The organism is Anaerocolumna sedimenticola (genome assembly GCF_009931695.1).
Classification (GTDB): Bacteria; Bacillota; Clostridia; order Lachnospirales; family Lachnospiraceae; genus Anaerocolumna; species Anaerocolumna sedimenticola.
Genome location: NZ_CP048000.1, coordinates 4,948,755 through 4,968,373, shown reverse-complemented (window position 1 = coordinate 4,968,373; position 19,619 = coordinate 4,948,755). Strand labels below are relative to the sequence as shown.

The following is a 19,619-nucleotide window of genomic DNA, read 5'->3' as shown; positions in this document are numbered from 1 at the left end:
ACTTACTGGCCTTTGATTTTACCTGCATTTTTCGGAAATGCATTTAATATTTTTCTGGTATGTCAGTTTTTAAGAGGGATTCCGAAGGAATATGATGAAGCTGCCCTGGTTGACGGGGCTAACTATCTGGTGATTTTTTCACGTATCGTACTGCCTATGGCGAAACCGGCATTATGTTCTGTAGGTGTATTTACTTTTATGAGTACCTGGAATGATTTTATGGGACCTTTATTATATCTGGATAAAGATTATTTAAAAACCATGTCACTTGGTTTACAGATATTTATTGGGCAATATACGGGTTCCTGGAATTTACTTATGGCGGCATCAACCGTAGCCATTATTCCTATGATAATTGTATTTTTCTTTGCACAGCGCTACTTTATAGAAGGAATATCTTTCTCTGGATTGAAAGGTTGACTCAGAAAAATATATAATAGTAGTTTTAACGATTTATTCGGAAAAAGGGGATATTATAATGAAATTTGACTTAAAGCAGATACCATTTAGCAGATCCGGTTCTTATATGGCGATTTCAGACAATGCTGCTAATTTTCATGGAAAGAATAATGAGGCAGGATTATATTTAAGAACAATCCATGCTTCGTCTTATGTACCTTTCGTTGCCAGATTGATTCCCAAGGTAGATAATAAAATGGTTGAATATGTATGCGAAGCCAGGCCGGCGGAACTATGTATCACAATGAAAGAGGATCAGATCAGAATATGTTTTGCTGATGAAAATACAATATTATTAAAGGGTATTGGAGAAAATGTAAGTTTAACTTTAGATTTTTTAACAAATAATGCCCAATACGATTACATTTATGAAATAACAGGTCAGGATCAAACCCGTTACATGGCAAATTGTTTTAAAAATAATTGCAGATATTTGATTTGGGCACAGGAAGGTATAACAGAAATAGATCAGGTTTGGAACGAAAGTAGTGCAGAATACAGCAGAATAAATTTTGCACCAAAAGATAAAAAGTTCTTAATTATTTTAAAAGAAGTAGAAACAGAATGGGACGGAATTTACGATGCTTTTCAATATGAAGAGTGTAAAGAAAAAACGGAAAGAGATTTTTTGAATTTCTCACAATCCATGCCAAGCGTTCCATATCAATTTAAAAATGAACATGAAATAGCATCATATATAAACTGGTCCAGTATTGTAAGAAAGGATGGATTTCTTACCAGAGATTCCATGTATATGTCAAAAAATTGGATGTGTAATGTATGGAGCTGGGATCATTGCTTTAATGCAATAGCTCTTTCTTATAATAATGCAAAACTGGCATGGGATCAATTTATTCTTATGTTTGATTTTCAGGATAAGACAGGATTAATACCAGATAGTGTTAATGACGTACATATTGTCTGGAATTATTGTAAGCCGCCGATACACGGCTGGGCTTTATCAAAGATGATGGAGCATATGAAATTAACGGATGAACAGGCAGCAGAAGCATATAACCGAATAACCAAGTGGACAAATTGGTGGCTTTCATACCGTGATCATGACCATGACGGTATATGTGAATATAATCACGGTAATGATTCCGGGTGGGATAATTCCACTGCTTTTAGAATTTTGCCTCCGGTGGAACTGCCGGAATTACAAGCATTTCTGATTTTACAGATGGAAGTACTTGCAAAACTTGCAAAGCAATTGAAGAAAGAGGAAGAAGCTGAAATGTGGCAGCTTAAATCCGAAAATATGCTTCAGATTATGCTGAAACATTGCTTTCAAAACGGCCTTCCCAAAGCGGTAAAGAATACTACTCACGAAATCATTGAGAATGACAGCTTAATACTTTATGAATCAATTGTACTGGGAAATCGTTTACCCGCTGAAATACGTAAAAATATGATTGAAGTATTAAAAAGTGATAAATTCTTAACGGATTATGGATATGCTACAGAAAGTCCTAAAAGTAAATACTATCAACCGGATGGTTACTGGAGGGGACCAATTTGGGCTCCAAGCACCATGATTTTATTGGATGGACTTTATAAATGCGGTGAAACTGATTTGGTGAAGAATGTAGCAAATAAGTTCTGCGGTATGATTCAAAAGAGTGGATGTGCTGAAAATTTTGATGCCCTCACAGGAATTGGATTAAGGGACAGAGCTTACACCTGGACGTCAAGTGTATTCCTTGTTATGGCACATGAATATTTATTATAAATTATACTGAGTGTCGATTCAGAACTTAATAGTATGGTGTTAACTTTTTATGATTCTGAAAGAAAGGATGATATTATGTTTCATAAAATAGAAGAACAACGGATCCATATCGGAGAGGATGGTGTCCATCTGCATTTTCTGCAGGAACCGGAAGAATTATATAATAAAGGCCGGATGTATGCACGTATTACAATTGAACCTGGTTGCAGCATAGCTTATCATGAACATGAGGGAGAAATGGAATCTTTTTATGTTGCAAAAGGCTGCTGTGTTATGGATGATAACGGGACGGAAATGGAAGCTCATGTTGGGGATATTTTGGTTACACCTCACGGTTCTGGCCATGCTGTCTACAATCGTACCAATGAACCAATTGAATTAATAGCCCTAATCATTAATCAAAATTAAGTAATATATGGGGATTTTGATGAAAGAGCTATGTGTCAATTTGGAAAATAATGCAATTTTAAGTTATGGAAAAGATGAATACCTTTTAGAGGTAATTACCCATAAGAAAAAGAGATATGCATTATCTCTGCCGGTATTTGAAATAAATGGAAAAGAATATAGAGAAAATGAATTCCGCTTTGTATCTATAGAAGATGAAAGGCATTTAAATAATGGCGGAAAAGAGATAACAGTATTATATAAGAGTGGGGAGTTACTGGATTTATATGTTCAGCTAAGGGTATTCCCAAATTCACCAGTCATAAAATACAGATATAAACTAAGCAGCTCTGACTCAGTTGTCTTAACAAAAAACAAAGGTAAAGATGCCATATGTTATACATCTATTAAAATAGATAAAAATATTAACAACTGTGCTGAATTACAGTTTGCAGATTTTAACCCAATTGTTCATAGTTATCATCCATATTTGCATACCATTAATACCAATATTGAAAAACAGCAAATTTCTGTTGTAGGTCCGATAGTTCTTGCATGCAGCGATACGGATTGTGTTTTAATGGCTTACGAACACGGTGCGGAATATCCTGACGGGTATCTGGAATTTGAAATAAAAAATTTTGGTGGACTAAGCATTATGCTGCTTGCGAAAAAAGGTAATTATTATTCAGGTCAAAAAGTTACTTCTGAAAATCCTTTTCTGACCTGCTGGTTTGAATTTGCAGTCTGTGAAGGTAATATGGAGGATATGTTTCGATATTATAGAGAATTTATCTTAAAATATATTAGTCTTCACAATGCTTCCAGAGCTCCATATATATATTATAATACCTGGAATAATCAAGAACGTAACCGGAATTTTAAGAACGAGTCCTATCTTTCTGCTATGAATGAAGAACATATGCTAAAAGAGATTGAAGTGGCGCATCAATTAGGAATCGATGTTTTTGTATTAGATACCGGATGGTATCAAAAAACCGGTGATTGGGAAGTTGATAGTAACCGTTTTCCCAGGGGACTTGCGCCAATATATGAAAAACTGAATTCCTATGGTATGAAGCTTGGATTATGGTTAAATCCAATTGCGGTTGCCAAAACATCCAAAATATTTTTAGAGCATCCTGAATATGTAATTGAGGAACATAATGGTTTTAGGAACTTGGGAAATATTTGGGAAACAGAAGAGAGTTATGAGGTTTGTCTGGCATCGGGATACTCTGATTATTTAATACAGGTTATGGTAAATATGTATCACAAAATGGGCGTCAGTTATTTTAAATGGGATGCAGTGGGACAATATGGATGTCAAAGTACGAAACACCATCATGGCGGGGAGAATAATTCGGTACAGGAAAGGCTGGATTGTTACAGCTATCAAATGGGGCTAAGTATGATACATGTTGTTGAAGAAGTTGCATTACTATGCCCTGATGTTATAGTAGATTATGATATTACGGAAGAAAAGCGTTTTGTCGGTTTAGGATATCTTTCTGTTGGAAAGTATTTTCATGTTAATAATGGGCCTTATGCAAAGGATTTTGAATTACCTCAGAATTTACGGCTATTTGGAAATGAGAGAGAAGTGTTCATGGAGCCTTTTATGAATGTATTTAGTTTTCCGGGAGTTATGAGGTCAAAAATATGCAGACAGAATTTACTGTATGATTTTTCATTCCTTCCATACTATTTCTGGCACATTTCTTCCCTGATGGACCAACTGTGGTCCGGAATAACGCAATGACTTCTATGACACTTGGCGGAAATGGAATATGGGGCGATTTGTTAGGTCTTAGCGTAAAGGAGATAAATGTAATAAGCAGTTTTATAAAGTCATATAAAAAAGTTGCGAAAGCTGTAGTAGAAAATTATCCGGTAAATACCGGTTCTATTGGGTCGAACCTGGAAATATATGAAAAAATAGATTATAAAAGCGGGAATGGGATGATTGGGATTTTTACAAGATGGTCTGGACCTATTCCTATTTAACGCAACCTATAGATCCAGACATAAAAGTAAATATAATAGGAACCAATGACTGGGAACGCAAAGAGAACGGCAGTATACAGATAAGCATCAGTACTTCAGATAATGATGCACGGAGTATCTTTATAACGGCCTAAATTATAGGGCGAGCTTCCCAAAGTTTGATAAATACATTAGGAGGTTGATACTTACTATGACACATGATGAACAAATATTAAGAAAATTGTCCAGGGAGTTCGCTGTGGCAGCAAATGATGATATGAATCTAAAACGGAAAGAACTGCATAAAGCAGTGGTAGACTTACATATGGTCCGCCCTGTAATATTAATAGATGAACTGCCCTGGAACGAACTAAATCAAAACGGTGAATTAACCCTGCAATGCGAAGATCCATATCTTAAAAGCGTAGAAAGATATATAAGGCAGACACTCTATAAATGGAAGTATATTCCTGGCGATATGATAATCCCTCCTTTCATCGGAGTTAGTAAAGTTATACATACAACAGGTATTGGATTGCAGATTAATGAAGAAACGGTTTCTACAAATTCTGAGAATAACATTGTTTCCCATAAATTTATTGATCAGATGGAAGATGAGTCCTGTCTGGAACTTTTACATAATGAAGTCATTACTTATGATAAAGAAGAGTCGGAACGACGTTATAATCTGATTGCAAACATGATTGGTGATATTATTCCCGTAAAGCTGACCGGTAACCGTTGGGTATTTGACACTCTCTGGGATGATGTTGCCCAACTGCATGGTGTTGAAAATACACTGATTGATTTGCTGGTTCGTCCGGAGTATATGCATGATATTGCAGAGAAACTAACATCAATTTTTATTGATAAAGTACGTCAGTATGAGGAATTAAATTTATTTGAAGGTTATCAGGATACGGTACACAGTACCACGGCTTATTCGGATGATTTACCATCGAAAAATTTTGACGGAACACATTTTAAAGCTAAGGATGTGTGGGGGAGAGGAGCAGCACAGGTTTTTGCGTCTGCGTCACCAGAAGCCAGGAATGAGTTTGATATTCCTTATATGTGCAGGGCTATGGAACAATTCGGGCTGGTGTACTATGGGTGTTGTGAACCTTTGCATAATCAGATTGATATTGTATCCAAAATACCTAACTTGAGGAAAATATCTGTCACGCCCTGGGCTGATTTTGATATCGCTGCTGAGTGTATTGGAAAGAAATATGTTATGGCAGCCAAAGCGAATCCGGCAGCAGTAGCAATACCTAATGTGGATGAAGGGCTATACGCAGTGAATTAACACACATTTTTGATGCTTGTTACCGCAACGGCTGTTCTTTTGATTTAGTACTTAAGGATATAAGCAGTGTTGCTTTTCATCCTGAGAATTTGATTAAATGGGAAAGAATAGCGATGGAATTGGCTAGAAATTATGGCGGGTGAATTTAAATTACAACAGATTACTGTTTCAAATGATGTTGGTAAGATGAATTTTTATTCGAACTAAAACTGAATATATACGAAACAACGGCTGCTGGCTGAAACGAGTCAGCAGCCGTTGTTTCTGCGTAAAATGTAATTACAATTTTTTTCGTAAAAATTTTTATGTAATATAAATTTTGACTAAAACATAATTACAATAGATAATAGTGTTTCTTATTATTGGATATTTGTAATATTTTTGGATTTGTTATAGTAAATATAAATTTAAATATTGAAGATATATTATTTCTATAAAATATATAGTTAAAAATAAAGAAAAAACAGAAGAAAAGTGTATTAAGTTATTAAAGATTATGTAATTAGACTAAAAAAATAATAATACTATAAATTTATTACAATTGTTAAAAAAGTGAATTAATTATAATATATATAAACTCTGGTAAAAACTTTGGATACTCCTTAAAAATCATCTAGAGTATTCATATTATGAAAGGGGAATATATATTGGAAAAAAAAATTGACTTATATCTCATTTCCGGATTTTTAGGTTCCGGAAAAACTACTTTCTTACAAAATATGCTGAAAAACCTGGTGGGTAGAAAGGTTGGGTTCTGATAAATGAATTCGGCAGTATAGGAATTGATGGCAGATTAATTGAAAAGGAGGGTATTGAGCTAATTGAGATAAATAATGGATCTATTTTCTGCAGTTGTCTTAAGGGAAGTTTTGTAAAAGCATTAATTGAACTTTCTAAATCGGATATTGATCTTTTGTTAATTGAGAATTCAGGTATGGCAGATCCTTCTAATATGCACCAGATTTTAGATGAATTGAAAAATAAGACATACAGGTCTTTGAACTATAAAGGTGCAGTCTGTATTGTAGACAGTGTAAACTTCTTAAAACTTGTACGGGTATTAGCACCTGTACAGAATCAAATTGCTTCCAGTAACTTTATCATTATTAATAAAATAGATAAGGCAGACCAGTCTATGGTTATGGAAATTGAAAAAAAGATTCATGGGATTAATTTATCTGCATTTATTTATAAAACCATATATTCTGAAGTACCAATACCTGTTCTGGAGGAAAAGCTGATTGATAACGGATATCTCGGTGAAACCAGCAACCGGACCAGCAATCGCCCGGCTACGTATTCTTTGGAAAGTGACGAGATATTTATGGAAGAAAAAATTAAAAAATTCATACAGATTATAGAAAATTATTCCTTTCGAATAAAAGGATTTATGAAAAAAAGCAACAACGGTTGGTGGCAGGTAGATGTCGTAGATGGTGATGTCAAAATATTTGAAGCAGAACCTGGAATTAAGGATATACTTACTACAAGTAAATTAGCAATTGTAGGGAAGAATACAGCAGGTTTTAAAAAAGAAATCCTGAATGCCTGGGAATCAGTATTTGATAAAAAGCCCATGATTTATAATGATTTTGATGGATGCCAGATTAATATACAAAAGAAAAGGAGAAGTAGTCATGAATTCAAAACAGTTAGTATTAGATGCTCTCTATAACAAAGAGGTAGAGAGAATTCCATGGGTACCTTTTGTTGGATGTCATGCAGCGAGCTTAATTAATGCTGACACAGAAGAATATTTTAAGAATGCAGATCTTATCGTTAAGGGTGTAACCAGGGCTTATGAACTGTATCAGCCGGATGGACTGCCGGCTTTATTTGATTTGCAGCTAGAAGCAGAAGCTATGGGGTGCAAATTAATCTACGCTAAGGATAATCCGCCGGCAGTATCAAGTCATATACTGGAGGAAGGCGTTCAACTTAAAGACCTCAAAGTCCCTACAGAGAAAGACGGCAGGTTCCCTGTCGCTTTGGAAGCAACCAGGAGAATTGTTAAGGCTTTGGGAGAGAAAATTGCAATTTATGGTCTGATTACCGGTCCTTTTACCCTGGCTCTTCATTTAAAAGGTACAGAAATTTTCTATGAAATGTTAGATGAGCCGGATGATGTGAAAAGTTTAATGGAATTTTGTAAAAAGGTATGTATTAATACTGCCAGAATGTATATGGAAGCCGGGTGTGATATTATTGCAGTTGTCGATCCTATGACATCCCAGATCTCACCGGATAATTTTGATGAATTTGTAACGCCCTATGTAAGTTCTGTAATGGAATATATCAGGGAACAGAAAAAGGGATCCTCTTTTTTTGTCTGCGGTAATGCAAAACGCAATATTGAAGTAATGTGCAGGACTAAGCCGGACAATATCTCTATTGATGAGAATATTCCGCTGGAATATGTTATTGAGACCTGCAAACCTTATGGTGTATCTGTAGGAGGCAATATTAAATTGACCCTCACCATGTTATTCGGGTCAAGAATGGATAATGTAAATGATGCAAAGAACTGTATGACTATTGGTGGAACAAAAGGATTTATTTTATCACCGGGTTGTGACATGCCTTATGCTACTCCTATAGAGAATGTTAAAGCAATTACCAGTACAGTCCTGGGTAATATGACTGATATTTTTGATGAGAATGAAGTTCTTAATATTACAGACTATGAACTTCCCGACTATTCAAATGAAAAGCAGGTAATTGTGGATTGTATTACACTTGATTCAGAGAGCTGTGCCGCTTGCCAATACACAATGGAAGCTGTGTTAACATCAGCTTTGCCGTTAGGAGACAAAGTAAAGGTAATTGAACATAAAATTAAACAAAAGGAGGGTATAGCCTGTATGCTTAAATTAGGAGCAACAAACGTACCCACTATCGTTGTGGACGGCATTATAAAGTATGTCAGTATTCTTCCGGATAATACTGAGTTAACTGCATGTTTTAAGGCAGCGGCAGATCTGAAAAGGAATAAATATTTAACCGGTGAAAACTAAATTATCGGTATTGTCTCGGTGATAAACCGGTATATTTCTTAAAAACCTTAGAAAAATAACTTTGATTATCAAAACCAGTAGCGACTGCTATGTCAATGATAGAGTAATCCGTATTGGCAAGCAGCCGTTTACTTTCTTCAATCCTTACCATGTTTAAATACTCTTTAAAGGATGAACCCGTGTACTGCTTAAATATGGTGGAAAAATAAGAAGGGTTTAGATGGACATGTTCTGCCACATTTTCAAGTGTAATATCATCTGCAAAATTTTTTGCTATAAAATTGATCGCTTTTTTTGTGATTTCATTCTGTTTCGTGGGTACAGATATAAACATGGATTCCATAAATGCTTCCACGATTTCTTGTAACTTAAAGCATAAGTTATCAAAACTGGTAATCTGTTGTAGTGTTTTTATAAAATTATTATTTATTTTTAATATAGTATCTGAAGGTGACCCGCCTTCTATTGCAGCCCGTGACAAAAGAGAACACAGTTCAACGGCACGTGATTTTATTATATCAAGGCTGCTGCCGGCTGAGAAAAAAACATAACCCAGTAAATCATTTAAAACTCCCTTGGCATCCTGAATATTGCCAGTTCTCACTTTTGTAAGCAGTTCTTTTTCTTTCTCATAAGGATAAAGAGTATCGGATTCCGTCTTATTAAACTTATACATCTGAATGGATTCATTTATTTTAGCCTGTTGATATAATTTCCCTTTATTCATAATTAACTGCTGCTTACTCTCTGTTATAAGATTAGAAAACAGATAATATAATAACTTGCTGACCTGGGTTACCAATTTTGGGGTAAGTATTTTTATATTTCTGGCTTCATCATACAAATCCAAAAGATTACTTGTTGGAATCTGATAGCGTTTCGCTATATCCTGAAACAGGATTGAATCAGGATAATCCATAAGAAAAGGTCCTACTAAAATGGAACCCAGAAAAACTTTGTTGTTCAGTAATGGGAACACGATATGATTTAAGTTTGCATGACAGGAGAAAATATAGGTTTCTCCTAAATTTATTGCTTTTTTACTGGCATTAATATGTAGCTTTTCACAAGTATCATCCATAGGTAAATAGTGCTGAAACTTGCTGCAAAAAAAGTTCAATTTACCGCAAGACTGTAAAATTAGACCCTGATCGTCAATAACCTGGATTGGTAAATCCAGGCATTCCTGGAAAGTCACCATCATCTCATTTAATTGCTTTTTTTCTACAAAGGAATACATTAAAGGCTGTTGCATTTCTTACACCATCCAATATAAAATTAAGTCATTATATGTAATACTATAATAATAGCACAAAATACCTGAAATAAATACATGAAACCTAAAATTAATACACAAAGATTTTTTAAAAAATTATATAATTACTTATATAATCTATCAAATATCAGGTGTTATCAATCCAAAGTTTTGTGGCTTAGTATTTTAATTGTCAAATATTTATTTATATATAAAATGGGATGAATATACAAATAATTACCTGAACTTTAACAAAAAAAATGCCCAGGTGTGTCTGGTACGTTAAATACAAAAGGAGGACTTAAATATGACTATTATTGAGGAGATTTCAACTGCATTACAAAAAGGAAAAGCGAAACAGGTAAAAGTATTAGTACAACAATTACTGGATGAAGGAGAGAATCCAAAAAAAATATTAAATGAGGGATTACTTGCTGGTATGTCCTGTATTGGCGAAAAATTTAAAAATAATGAAGTTTTTGTACCGGAAGTCCTGGTCGCAGCCAGAGCTATGAATGCCGGACTTTCGCTCCTTGAACCTATATTGGCAGAAATTGGGAATCAACCATTGGGAAAAGCTGTAATTGGAACAGTTAAAGGCGATTTGCACGATATAGGAAAAAATCTTGTTTCTATGATGCTAAAAGGTGCAGGGTTTCAAATCATAGACTTAGGAATAGATGTTGATGCTGAAGTGTTTGTTAATAAGGCGGAAGAAGAAGATGCCGATATTATATGCATGTCTGCTTTACTTACAACAACAATGTCCAATATGAAAGATATCATTGACATACTTATAAAAAAGGTATCCGGGATAAATACATTGTTATGGTTGGCGGTGCACCGGTTAATGATAATTATGCAAAACAAATCGGAGCAGATTTTTATACTCCGGATGCAGCCACTGCAGCGGAGACTGCTAAAAAAGCGATTACTATGCGAAGTGCGTTACAAACTCAACTTTAAAAATAAATAAATTCATAATTCATCTTTTACCATGGAAAATAAAACTTAACAGCTGGCTAATTACTGAAAGAAGGGTACTAATTATATGATGAAAAGAGTCAGGAATAATAAAAAGGAGCTAAATTTAAATTGGAAATTTACATATTTAGCTTTATTCACTTTTACTATCATATTTATCCTTTGTTTTACTGTTATTACTTTTATTTTCAGCCGGCGTGAGATTCGGGATACCAAAGCATTATTGACTGCAGATTATCATAGGGCAGAAGATTTATTGGACACATTTATGAATGAACAGTTTATGACTTCCTATACGGTGGTATGCAGTAAGTGGGCACAGCAGCTGCTGAGCAAAACTATGTTTTCTTCTGAGGCAGATTATCAGTTATATAAAGCAAATGCTACACACTTTTTAAATAGCATTTCGACCATTAATAATGATATGAATTGTGTCATCATTTCAAAGGACAATAAATTCGTAAAGAATAATAATAGTTTTAAGCTGAAAAATGGCTACAGTATTACACACGAGGCGTGGTATGGAAAATTACTTAAAGATCATAAATATATTGATTATTCGGGAGGTGGATTATTTACTAACAATACGGTGAAAAGGTCTATCTCTGTCTATTATCTTGTAAACAGTATTTATAATTTTAAGTTACTTGGTTATTATGCTGTAAATCTGGGATATAATCAGTTTGATTTTTTGCGGGAAGCAGCATCGGTTGATGAATATATTATCATTAGAGATGAATATGGTAACTATGTGCTGTCCAATTTTGACAATACAGATGATATTACCGGAATCCTAAATCAAGAAATGGCAGATAAAGTAATTAAGAAAGATGGGTATATAGTATATAAAAATACATTAATGAATGGTCATTGGAATGTTTGGATTTTTAAAAAGAACAGGCCTTTATTTGATACTTTCAGCAAATATATTTATGCCTTTCTTATTTTGCCGCCGGTTGTAATTATTTTACTTATTATATCCCTTCTTTTTTAAGATATTTAACTGAGCCCATAGTCCTATGTACAAATGCCATGAAGAAAATAAGGAATAATCAGTTTGGAATCACAATACCAAATCGTTATAATGATCAAATCGGACAGATGATCGATGGTTTTAATGAAATGTCAACCGCATTATCGAATCTGATACAGCAGAACAGGATGAAAGACAAACTGAGGCAGGAGGCTGAACTTAAAATTTTACAGCAGCGGATCAATCCTCATTTTTTATGTAATACACTTGAAATAATGAATGGTATGATACTGTCAGGCCAGGAAATGAAAGCAGTTCGTTTCTGCGAAATGCTTGGAAAAATGTATCGATATGATATGGGAGATGAAGACTTTGTATCACTAAAAGAAGAATTGTCCTACGTTAAGAATTACTTGGCTATTATTCAATGCAGAAATGGAAAACTGACAGTTTCCTACGAGATAGATGATGAAGTAATGAACTTATCCATTTTAAAATTTATAATTCATCCTATTGTTGAAAATTCCATTAAGCATGGTTTTAGGGAAAAACCAATAGATAATAATTTAACCATTGTTATTAAAAAAATGGAATATCAATTATATGTTGATATTATTGATAACGGCGATGGCATTCCAGAGGAAGATTTCTTGGAGCTGCAGGATAAAATCAAACGAATAAAAAGCGGACAAAAGGTACAATATTCCGGACATATCGGTATTATGAATACATGTTACCGGCTTTTTCTACAGTATGGAAATGAATGTGATTTTATGATGGAAACCAATTTACATTATGGAACAAAAACTGAAATACGGATACCTATTAGGGAGTGATAACGATGTATTCAATTTGTATAGCAGAAGATGAATATTACGTTCAAAAAAGTTTGGAAGCAAGAATTATAGCATTTTCCTATGATATCGAAATTAAAGGATTTGCCAGTAATGGAGACGAAGCATTAGAACTTTATTATAAATATAGCCCGGATATCTTCTTAGTGGATATTAATATGCCTGACAAAGATGGGTTTCAATTTATTAAAGAAGCAAAAGAAGACCCTAATAACAAGACTAAATTTATTATTATCAGCGGATACAGTGATTTTAAGTTTATGAGACAGGCAATACAATTTTCCGTTTTTGATTATATTCAAAAACCGATTGTTACGGAAGAATTTGAGGAAATTTTAAAAAAGGCCATTGATTTATTAAATAAAGAAAAATCAGAGAATTTACTATCATGCAAAGAAGACATATACTGTGATGAATTTAAAGAGAGTTTATCAGGCGAAGTACTTAACGGGACTATACTTCTTGTATACAGCTGTCAGAATAATAATTTTATTAATAGTTATGAGGCTGCGGATTTATATTTAAATCTTAAAAAGATCAGTAATTTAGAGAGAATTCTATTTAAAGACGAAAAGTCACTAAGCCTTTTTTACTTTTCCAATAAGTATATTATGAATGAAAAATTGGTAAAAGTAAGTAAAAACTTTAATAGGAAAAATGAAGGAATATTTATCAGTCAATATCTGAACCAGGATAATTTTGAGCAGGTAATGCATAATATTGAATGCACACTTAACCTTAGATTTTTTCGGAGATGTGAATATATATGTATCAATACGAATCAGGAGAAAAAATATAAGGTGGAAAATCTGGAAATCCTTAACTATGCAGTGGAACATGGAAATACCGAAATTTTACATAAACAGATCTGCAGCAGAATGGATGAGATATATAAAACTCAGAATACCGTTCAACTGAATGCCTATTATCAACAGGTTATCTTATTTATAATAAATCAATATAACAAAAATGATTTGCATGTTCCGGAAAATGTTAATAGAGGTATGCTTCCATTTGCTTTGGTCAAATACACTTACCAGCAAATTACAAATTCTTTATGCAGTATGGGTGAGAAATTAATCGAGGATATAAATAAAATTAAGAAAACAAAGGATTTATCTACCGAAATCTGTATTTACTTACAGAATCACTTTAATGAGAATATTTCTCTGAATGATTTGGCAAAACAATTTTATATTTCTCCCAGCTATCTGTCACATTATTTTAAGAAAAAGGAAAACATGACCGTAGTAAAATACCTGGAATATATTCGTTTAATAAAAGCAAAGGAATACTTAGAGAAAACTCAAATGCCTATTACAGATGTTGCTGAGCAGGTTGGATATTATGATAATAATTACTTTGCAAAAGTATTCCGCAAAGAGTTCAAAATTTCTCCTAGTGATTACCGAAAACAAATTTTATTCTAATCCGGTGTAATTTTGAGTTTTTTTTGGTGTATCAAAGTAAAAAAAGGGCTGTCGCACTAAATGCGGGCCCTTTTTCATTCCGCGAAAGCAAAGTGAGAATTAGCAAGCTTGCTTGCAATAATTCGAACGCGCACGCGAACCGAAGAAACTCGCAAAGCGTGTTTCTTCCGGTTAGGGATGTTTATCACATTTTAGGGTATCAAAATAGCGTGTGATTATTATCCAACAGAGACACGTTCTCACTCGGTTGCCGCACATAGCGGTACATAAGGTCGTGGCAGATAAGTGATTCTGCCACAACCTAAGTACCGATGGCGGCAAACGGTCTCTGAATGGATTAATAATAAAGTAATCTGCATTATTTTAATGTATATGAAAAGTGTTGTGAAAAAACAGAATTCTAAAATCAGAGCGATAGAAGTTATTCTTAACATGCCTTTAAATTTAACAATACTCACGAAAAGCTACTTCATTTTTAGCTTCATAAATTTTATCGATTAATTTTTTATCAAGTGGAGTGAATTTATAACCCTTTGGGTAGATAAGGACGTCTTTATATTGGTGATTGGGTACATAACACTTTCTTTGAATGAGGCCGTAACGCTCCAGTAAATCCTCCGGAATCGGTGATACCCACATAAATGTGGTTGGAATATGGGAGAGCAGGTCAAACTGACTGCAGCGTTCATAAACATAGATTCTCTTTTTTAATGGATTGGGTTCTTTGATCTTTTTCGTGTCACCACCGGTAATATAAGGAACAGAAATATCTCCGTGGGTGATTTCCATGAATTTGCTTAATTCCCCATAATGAATATCTTTTAAGGACGCTAAAGGGTGATTCTTTGACATTACAGCCAGATATTCATATTCCCATATGAGATCATAACTGAAATCTTTTTCTGCAAGATAATTAAAAAAGTAATTTTCATAAATACATTGATACCTGATAATCCCCAAATCAAATTTATCGTATATTATATTATTAATTGCCTCCATGGAATTGGTTTCTTTAATATTAATGACGATCTCTTTATCCTGGTCTAACTCGGAAACAAAGCTGGTTAAGCCTTTTGCAATATAGCTTCCATGTGGGATGGAGATATTGATGCATTGCTTTCCTGACTCTTCAGAAGTGTTTAATGCTTCTATTTTATCCATCTGAGCTAATATATTTTTAGCATATCTTAAAAATTCCGCACCTTTCCCAGTGGGGATAACCCCTTTTGAGGTCCTCTTAAAGATGGAGATACCAAGACTGTCCTCCAGTTCTTTGATTGCTTTGCTTAAGTTAGGCTGAGCCATATAGAGGTTGTCTGCCGCCTGAGTAATAGATCCTAAGCGTTCAACTTCAACAGCATACTTAAAATATAATGTGTTCAAATCTGTGTACCTCCATTTAATTTACGATTGTTTTATTTTTTCCTGTAGGTGTTTTGATAAAATAGCCAGAGAAGCAGCCATATTTTCATTCTTTACCATAATGGTTTCCGGTGTATTTAAATGAACCGGGGCAAAATTCCAGACTGCCAGAATGCCGCCGGCAACAAGTTGATCACATACTGTCTGAGCCTGGTCTTCCGGTACTGCGATAATACCGATATGAATATTCATACGTCTGCACATTCCGCTTAACTTATTAACCGGTAAGACTTTTTTACCGCATAGTTCGGTGCCTACAATCGTATCGTCAATATCAAAAGCTGCAACGATATGCATTCCGCAGCTATCAAATCCTTTATAGGAAAGAAGTGCACTGCCAAGGTAACCGGCACCTACTAAAACAGCATCTTTCACATTATGGTATCCCAATATATTTTCCATATTATAAATCAAATCGGATATGATAAATCCGGATTTGGGCTTTCCTTTGGAAGTGCTGACAGCGGCTAAATCCTTTCTTACCTGAACTTCATTCAAGGAAAGATCTGCTGCAATTGCAGGTGAGGCAATGACGGTAATCCCTTCTTTTTGAAGCTGCTTTAAATGTTGAAGATAATAAGGCATACGCTCCAATGCCTGTGTTGAAATTGAAATGGGGGAATCGTTAAAATCGTTCATATTTTACAGTCCCACTGCCAGAAAAATAGATTATAAAATCTTATACGGCATCCTTTTCTTAACTATATTTTCTTTCACTAATACTTTTTGAATATATCAGTATCCGAATATCGATATTATAATGCTGATTTGAGTTTCTGTCAATCATTCCTTGTGAAATAGGCTGGGAACAGAAAGAATTTTAGTGTTTATTTTTAATACTCATTTTTTACTTATTTTTAATGATATTTTGTTTCATTCATTCAAACGGTATACAATTTGATATAAATTTGTTATAATATAAAAAATTTGAGGTTTGCAAATAATTACCAAATGGTAACAAAAAAAGAAATCGGCTTTAAACAGAAAGCGCTTTCGAAACTATTAATTTTGTGTATCTGCCTAATTACCGGCACATAATTTAAGACACACAAAAATCAAATGCAGGAATGGAGGAATATTATGATTGGAGCAACAGAAGACAATAATTATTATGAACTAACCAGTCCCACAAGCCTACCTAAGGCAACCGGGTTTTTATGGAATGAAAAGATGATGATTCAGGTGAATTGCAGGGGTTATGCAGTGGCACAGTTTATGCAGCCGGAACCTGCAAAATACTCTCATGGCCCTAATATGGAGGCAAAATCCTTTATGCAGCCGGAGCAGCCGTATTATATCAATCATCCCGGCCGGTTTGTTTTTGTGAAAGATGAGGTTAGCGGTGAAGTTTTTTCAGCACCTTATGAACCAGTGCGTAAACTACCGGATCAGTATAAATTTTCAGTAGGTAAACATGATATCAAATGGAGAGTGCAAAGCGGAGACATTGTAATTGAAATGAGTCTCAGTCTGCCCAAAGCTGATGTAGCAGAGATGTGGCGGGTAAAAGTTATCAATCTGTCAAAACAGAATCGAAAAATAAGTATTTATCCATATTTTACAGTAGGGTACATGTCCTGGATGAACCAAAGCGGTGAATATAACGAAGAGTTACAAAGCATTGTATGTTCTTCCGTTTCACCTTATCAGAAATATCAGGATTATGCAACAATAAAGAATTTCAGTGATAAGACATATCTTTTAGCAGAAGAAAAGCCATATTCCTGGGAAGTCAGTGAAGAAGCGTTTGAGGGAGAGGGCGGTATTACAATGCCGTCTGCGGTGCTGGAAGAGGAATTAGCAAAAGGGGATTCCAGATATGAGATGCCGGTCTGTGTTTTTCAATATAAGTTAGATATGAAACCGGGTGAGGAAAAGGAATACCGTTTCCTATTCGGCCCTGCCAAGGATGAGAAAGAGATTGATTCTATCCGTTTTAAATATTTCTTAGATAAGGACCAAAATGGCAAGGACGGTTTCCGCCTGGCTGAAAAAGAGTATGCGGATTATATAGCGGAAGGAAAAGGATGTATTCAGATAAATACACCGGATCAGGATCTTGATAACTTTGTAAATCACTGGCTGCCAAGACAAATGTATTACCACGGCATTACCAACCGGCTTACGACTGACCCTCAGACCAGAAATTACCTGCAGGATAATATGGGTATGAGTTATATTAAACCCCAAATTGCAAGAGCTGCCTTTCTTCATGCTTTAAGCCAGCAGAATGAAAACGGTGCAATGCCGGATGGTATTCTTTTACACAAAGATGCGGAATTAAAGTACATTAACCAGGTTCCCCATACGGATCATTGCGTATGGCTTCCGATTTGTATCGGAGCATACCTGGAAGAAACAGGGGATTCTACTATTTTAAATGAATTAGTGCCATTTGCAGATAATAAGGAAAAAGTGACTGTTAACGAGCATATCGACAGGGCAATGCGCTGGTTAATCAGTGACCGTGATGGCCGAGGCCTTAATTATATTAAACAGGGTGACTGGTGTGACCCTATGAATATGGTAGGGTATAAAGGAAAAGGTGTATCCGGCTGGCTTACTATGGCTTCTGCCTATGCTTTTATTATCTGGGCTGATATCTGTGAACAAAACGGCAGAAGTTTGGTTAGCAGTGAGTTCCGCTTAGAGGCTGATAAGTCTAACAAAATAATCAATAAATATTTATGGGATGGAGAATGGTACGGCCGTGGTATAACGGATGACAATGTGGTTTTTGGTATCAGTAAAGATAAAGAAGGAAAGATATTTATTAATCCCCAGGGGTGGTCTTTATTATGCAAAGCAGCAGATGAAAGCAAGAAAGAGAAAATATTAAAATCCGTAGCAGAGCAGCTTGAAACTCCTTATGGTGTTGAAAAACTGGCACCTTCTTATACATCCATGCGTGAAGATGTTGGACGTGTAACCCAGAAACATCCGGGAACAGCAGAAAACGGTGCGGTTTATAATCATGCCGCCGCCTTTTATATCTATGCCTTGTATACCGTAGGGGAAAATGATAATGCTTACCGTTTACTCCGTAAGATGCTTCCGGGACCGGATATGGAAGATATCATCAGAAGAGGACAGTTACCAGTATTTATACCAAATTATTATCGTGGAGCTTACAGACAATTCCCGCGTACCGCCGGACGTTCCAGCCATTTATTTAATACCGGAACTATATCCTGGTATTACCGCTGCCTGACGGATGGTTTGTTTGGATTAAAGGGAATAAAAGACGGGCTAAGCATTAATCCAAAACTACCATCCCATTGGCAGGAAGCAAGTGTTATCCGTAATTTCAGAGGAGCAGAACTTCAGATTGAAATAAAAAGGGAATCCGGAATTGAGGCAACGGAAGTTTATGTAGACGGCAAGTTAGCAGACGGCGGTATTGTCAAAGATGTAAAAAAGGATATGGTATATAAAGTATTGGTTAAAATGCCGGTCTTGGAATAGAAGGCTGCAACGCTCTTTCTCCTCAGACTATGAAATTTCATTTCTCTATTATAATATAAAAAGATGGTAATTTTAACGTTGTTCAGTATATTACAGTAGCTTAAACAATCTTCTCTTTGAATTTAAAGGCAGAAGAATTGGATGAGGTAAAAGAGGTAGGCTAGTTATGATTTTGTGGATCAATATCTATGATGTAGGCGTGAAAGTTATGATGTTAGATTGTAAATTTATGCTTACACGATAGAAACTCCGATTAAACCTTTAATACCTCTATGAATTTTTATTGATAGGAAAAACATGGTACTTTTCAAATTGAAATAACCTCTAATTCTTTTTATAATAACCATAT

General features: G+C 34.8%; 17 protein-coding genes. 14 read left to right on the top strand and 3 right to left on the bottom strand.

The window, feature by feature from the left end:
• The first annotated feature begins 12 nt into the window (after positions 1-12).
• The 9 genes from Ana3638_RS25500 to Ana3638_RS22095 all read left to right on the top strand — a co-directional run bounded on the left by Ana3638_RS25500 (position 13) and on the right by Ana3638_RS22095 (position 8,887).
• On the top strand, positions 13-420 hold the full coding sequence (locus tag Ana3638_RS25500) for a carbohydrate ABC transporter permease (RefSeq protein WP_246240504.1): 408 nt from the start codon (positions 13-15) through the stop codon (positions 418-420).
• A 58-nt stretch (positions 421-478) separates the two neighbouring features.
• Complete coding sequence (locus Ana3638_RS22130; protein WP_161839965.1) at positions 479-2,191, top strand: amylo-alpha-1,6-glucosidase; 1,713 nt, start codon at positions 479-481, stop codon at positions 2,189-2,191.
• Between the two features lie 75 nt (positions 2,192-2,266).
• A complete protein-coding gene (locus tag Ana3638_RS22125; protein WP_161839964.1) occupies positions 2,267-2,599 on the top strand; it encodes a cupin domain-containing protein in 333 nt (110 codons plus the stop codon).
• A 19-nt stretch (positions 2,600-2,618) separates the two neighbouring features.
• Positions 2,619-4,340 (top strand): alpha-galactosidase, encoded by a 1,722-nt coding sequence (locus Ana3638_RS22120; RefSeq protein ID WP_161839963.1) that lies wholly within the window; start codon positions 2,619-2,621, stop codon positions 4,338-4,340.
• On the top strand, positions 4,337-4,585 hold the full coding sequence (locus tag Ana3638_RS22115) for a hypothetical protein (protein WP_161839962.1): 249 nt from the start codon (positions 4,337-4,339) through the stop codon (positions 4,583-4,585). Before Ana3638_RS22120 ends, Ana3638_RS22115 begins: the two co-directional genes overlap by 4 nt.
• Before the next feature lie 190 nt (positions 4,586-4,775).
• Complete coding sequence (locus tag Ana3638_RS22110; protein ID WP_161839961.1) at positions 4,776-5,873, top strand: hypothetical protein; 1,098 nt, start codon at positions 4,776-4,778, stop codon at positions 5,871-5,873.
• Positions 5,874-6,502: 629 nt separating this feature from the next.
• The gene (locus tag Ana3638_RS27175) at positions 6,503-6,631 is read left to right on the top strand and encodes a GTP-binding protein (protein WP_408609484.1); all 129 of its coding nucleotides are present in this window, start codon (positions 6,503-6,505) and stop codon (positions 6,629-6,631) included.
• Positions 6,628-7,548, top strand: coding sequence for a GTP-binding protein (locus tag Ana3638_RS22100; protein ID WP_161840664.1), 921 nt, complete (start codon positions 6,628-6,630; stop codon positions 7,546-7,548). Before Ana3638_RS27175 ends, Ana3638_RS22100 begins: the two co-directional genes overlap by 4 nt.
• Positions 7,511-8,887, top strand: coding sequence for a uroporphyrinogen decarboxylase family protein (locus Ana3638_RS22095; RefSeq protein ID WP_161839959.1), 1,377 nt, complete (start codon positions 7,511-7,513; stop codon positions 8,885-8,887). Before Ana3638_RS22100 ends, Ana3638_RS22095 begins: the two co-directional genes overlap by 38 nt.
• A gap of 1 nt (position 8,888) precedes the next feature.
• Here Ana3638_RS22095 and Ana3638_RS22090 read toward each other — a convergent pair whose 3' ends face one another.
• Complete coding sequence (locus tag Ana3638_RS22090; RefSeq protein WP_161839958.1) at positions 8,889-10,142, bottom strand: PocR ligand-binding domain-containing protein; 1,254 nt, start codon at positions 10,140-10,142, stop codon at positions 8,889-8,891.
• Positions 10,143-10,449: 307 nt separating this feature from the next.
• On the opposite strand from Ana3638_RS22090, the gene Ana3638_RS22085 reads away from it, so the two are divergent.
• The 4 genes from Ana3638_RS22085 to Ana3638_RS22070 all read left to right on the top strand — a co-directional run bounded on the left by Ana3638_RS22085 (position 10,450) and on the right by Ana3638_RS22070 (position 14,383).
• Positions 10,450-11,118, top strand: coding sequence for a cobalamin-dependent protein (locus tag Ana3638_RS22085; RefSeq protein WP_330587741.1), 669 nt, complete (start codon positions 10,450-10,452; stop codon positions 11,116-11,118).
• 75 nt (positions 11,119-11,193) lie between these two features.
• A complete protein-coding gene (locus Ana3638_RS22080) occupies positions 11,194-12,120 on the top strand; it encodes a hypothetical protein (protein WP_161839957.1) in 927 nt (308 codons plus the stop codon).
• A 38-nt stretch (positions 12,121-12,158) separates the two neighbouring features.
• Positions 12,159-12,935, top strand: coding sequence for a sensor histidine kinase (locus Ana3638_RS22075; protein ID WP_161839956.1), 777 nt, complete (start codon positions 12,159-12,161; stop codon positions 12,933-12,935).
• Positions 12,936-12,940: 5 nt separating this feature from the next.
• The gene (locus Ana3638_RS22070) at positions 12,941-14,383 is read left to right on the top strand and encodes a response regulator transcription factor (protein ID WP_161839955.1); all 1,443 of its coding nucleotides are present in this window, start codon (positions 12,941-12,943) and stop codon (positions 14,381-14,383) included.
• Between the two features lie 444 nt (positions 14,384-14,827).
• Here Ana3638_RS22070 and Ana3638_RS22065 read toward each other — a convergent pair whose 3' ends face one another.
• Positions 14,828-15,766 (bottom strand): LysR family transcriptional regulator, encoded by a 939-nt coding sequence (locus Ana3638_RS22065; RefSeq protein WP_161839954.1) that lies wholly within the window; start codon positions 15,764-15,766, stop codon positions 14,828-14,830.
• A gap of 21 nt (positions 15,767-15,787) precedes the next feature.
• Positions 15,788-16,444 (bottom strand): redox-sensing transcriptional repressor Rex, encoded by a 657-nt coding sequence (locus Ana3638_RS22060; protein WP_161839953.1) that lies wholly within the window; start codon positions 16,442-16,444, stop codon positions 15,788-15,790.
• 441 nt (positions 16,445-16,885) lie between these two features.
• On the opposite strand from Ana3638_RS22060, the gene Ana3638_RS22055 reads away from it, so the two are divergent.
• The gene (locus Ana3638_RS22055; protein ID WP_161839952.1) at positions 16,886-19,270 is read left to right on the top strand and encodes a GH36-type glycosyl hydrolase domain-containing protein; all 2,385 of its coding nucleotides are present in this window, start codon (positions 16,886-16,888) and stop codon (positions 19,268-19,270) included.
• Positions 19,271-19,619 lie beyond the last annotated feature (349 nt).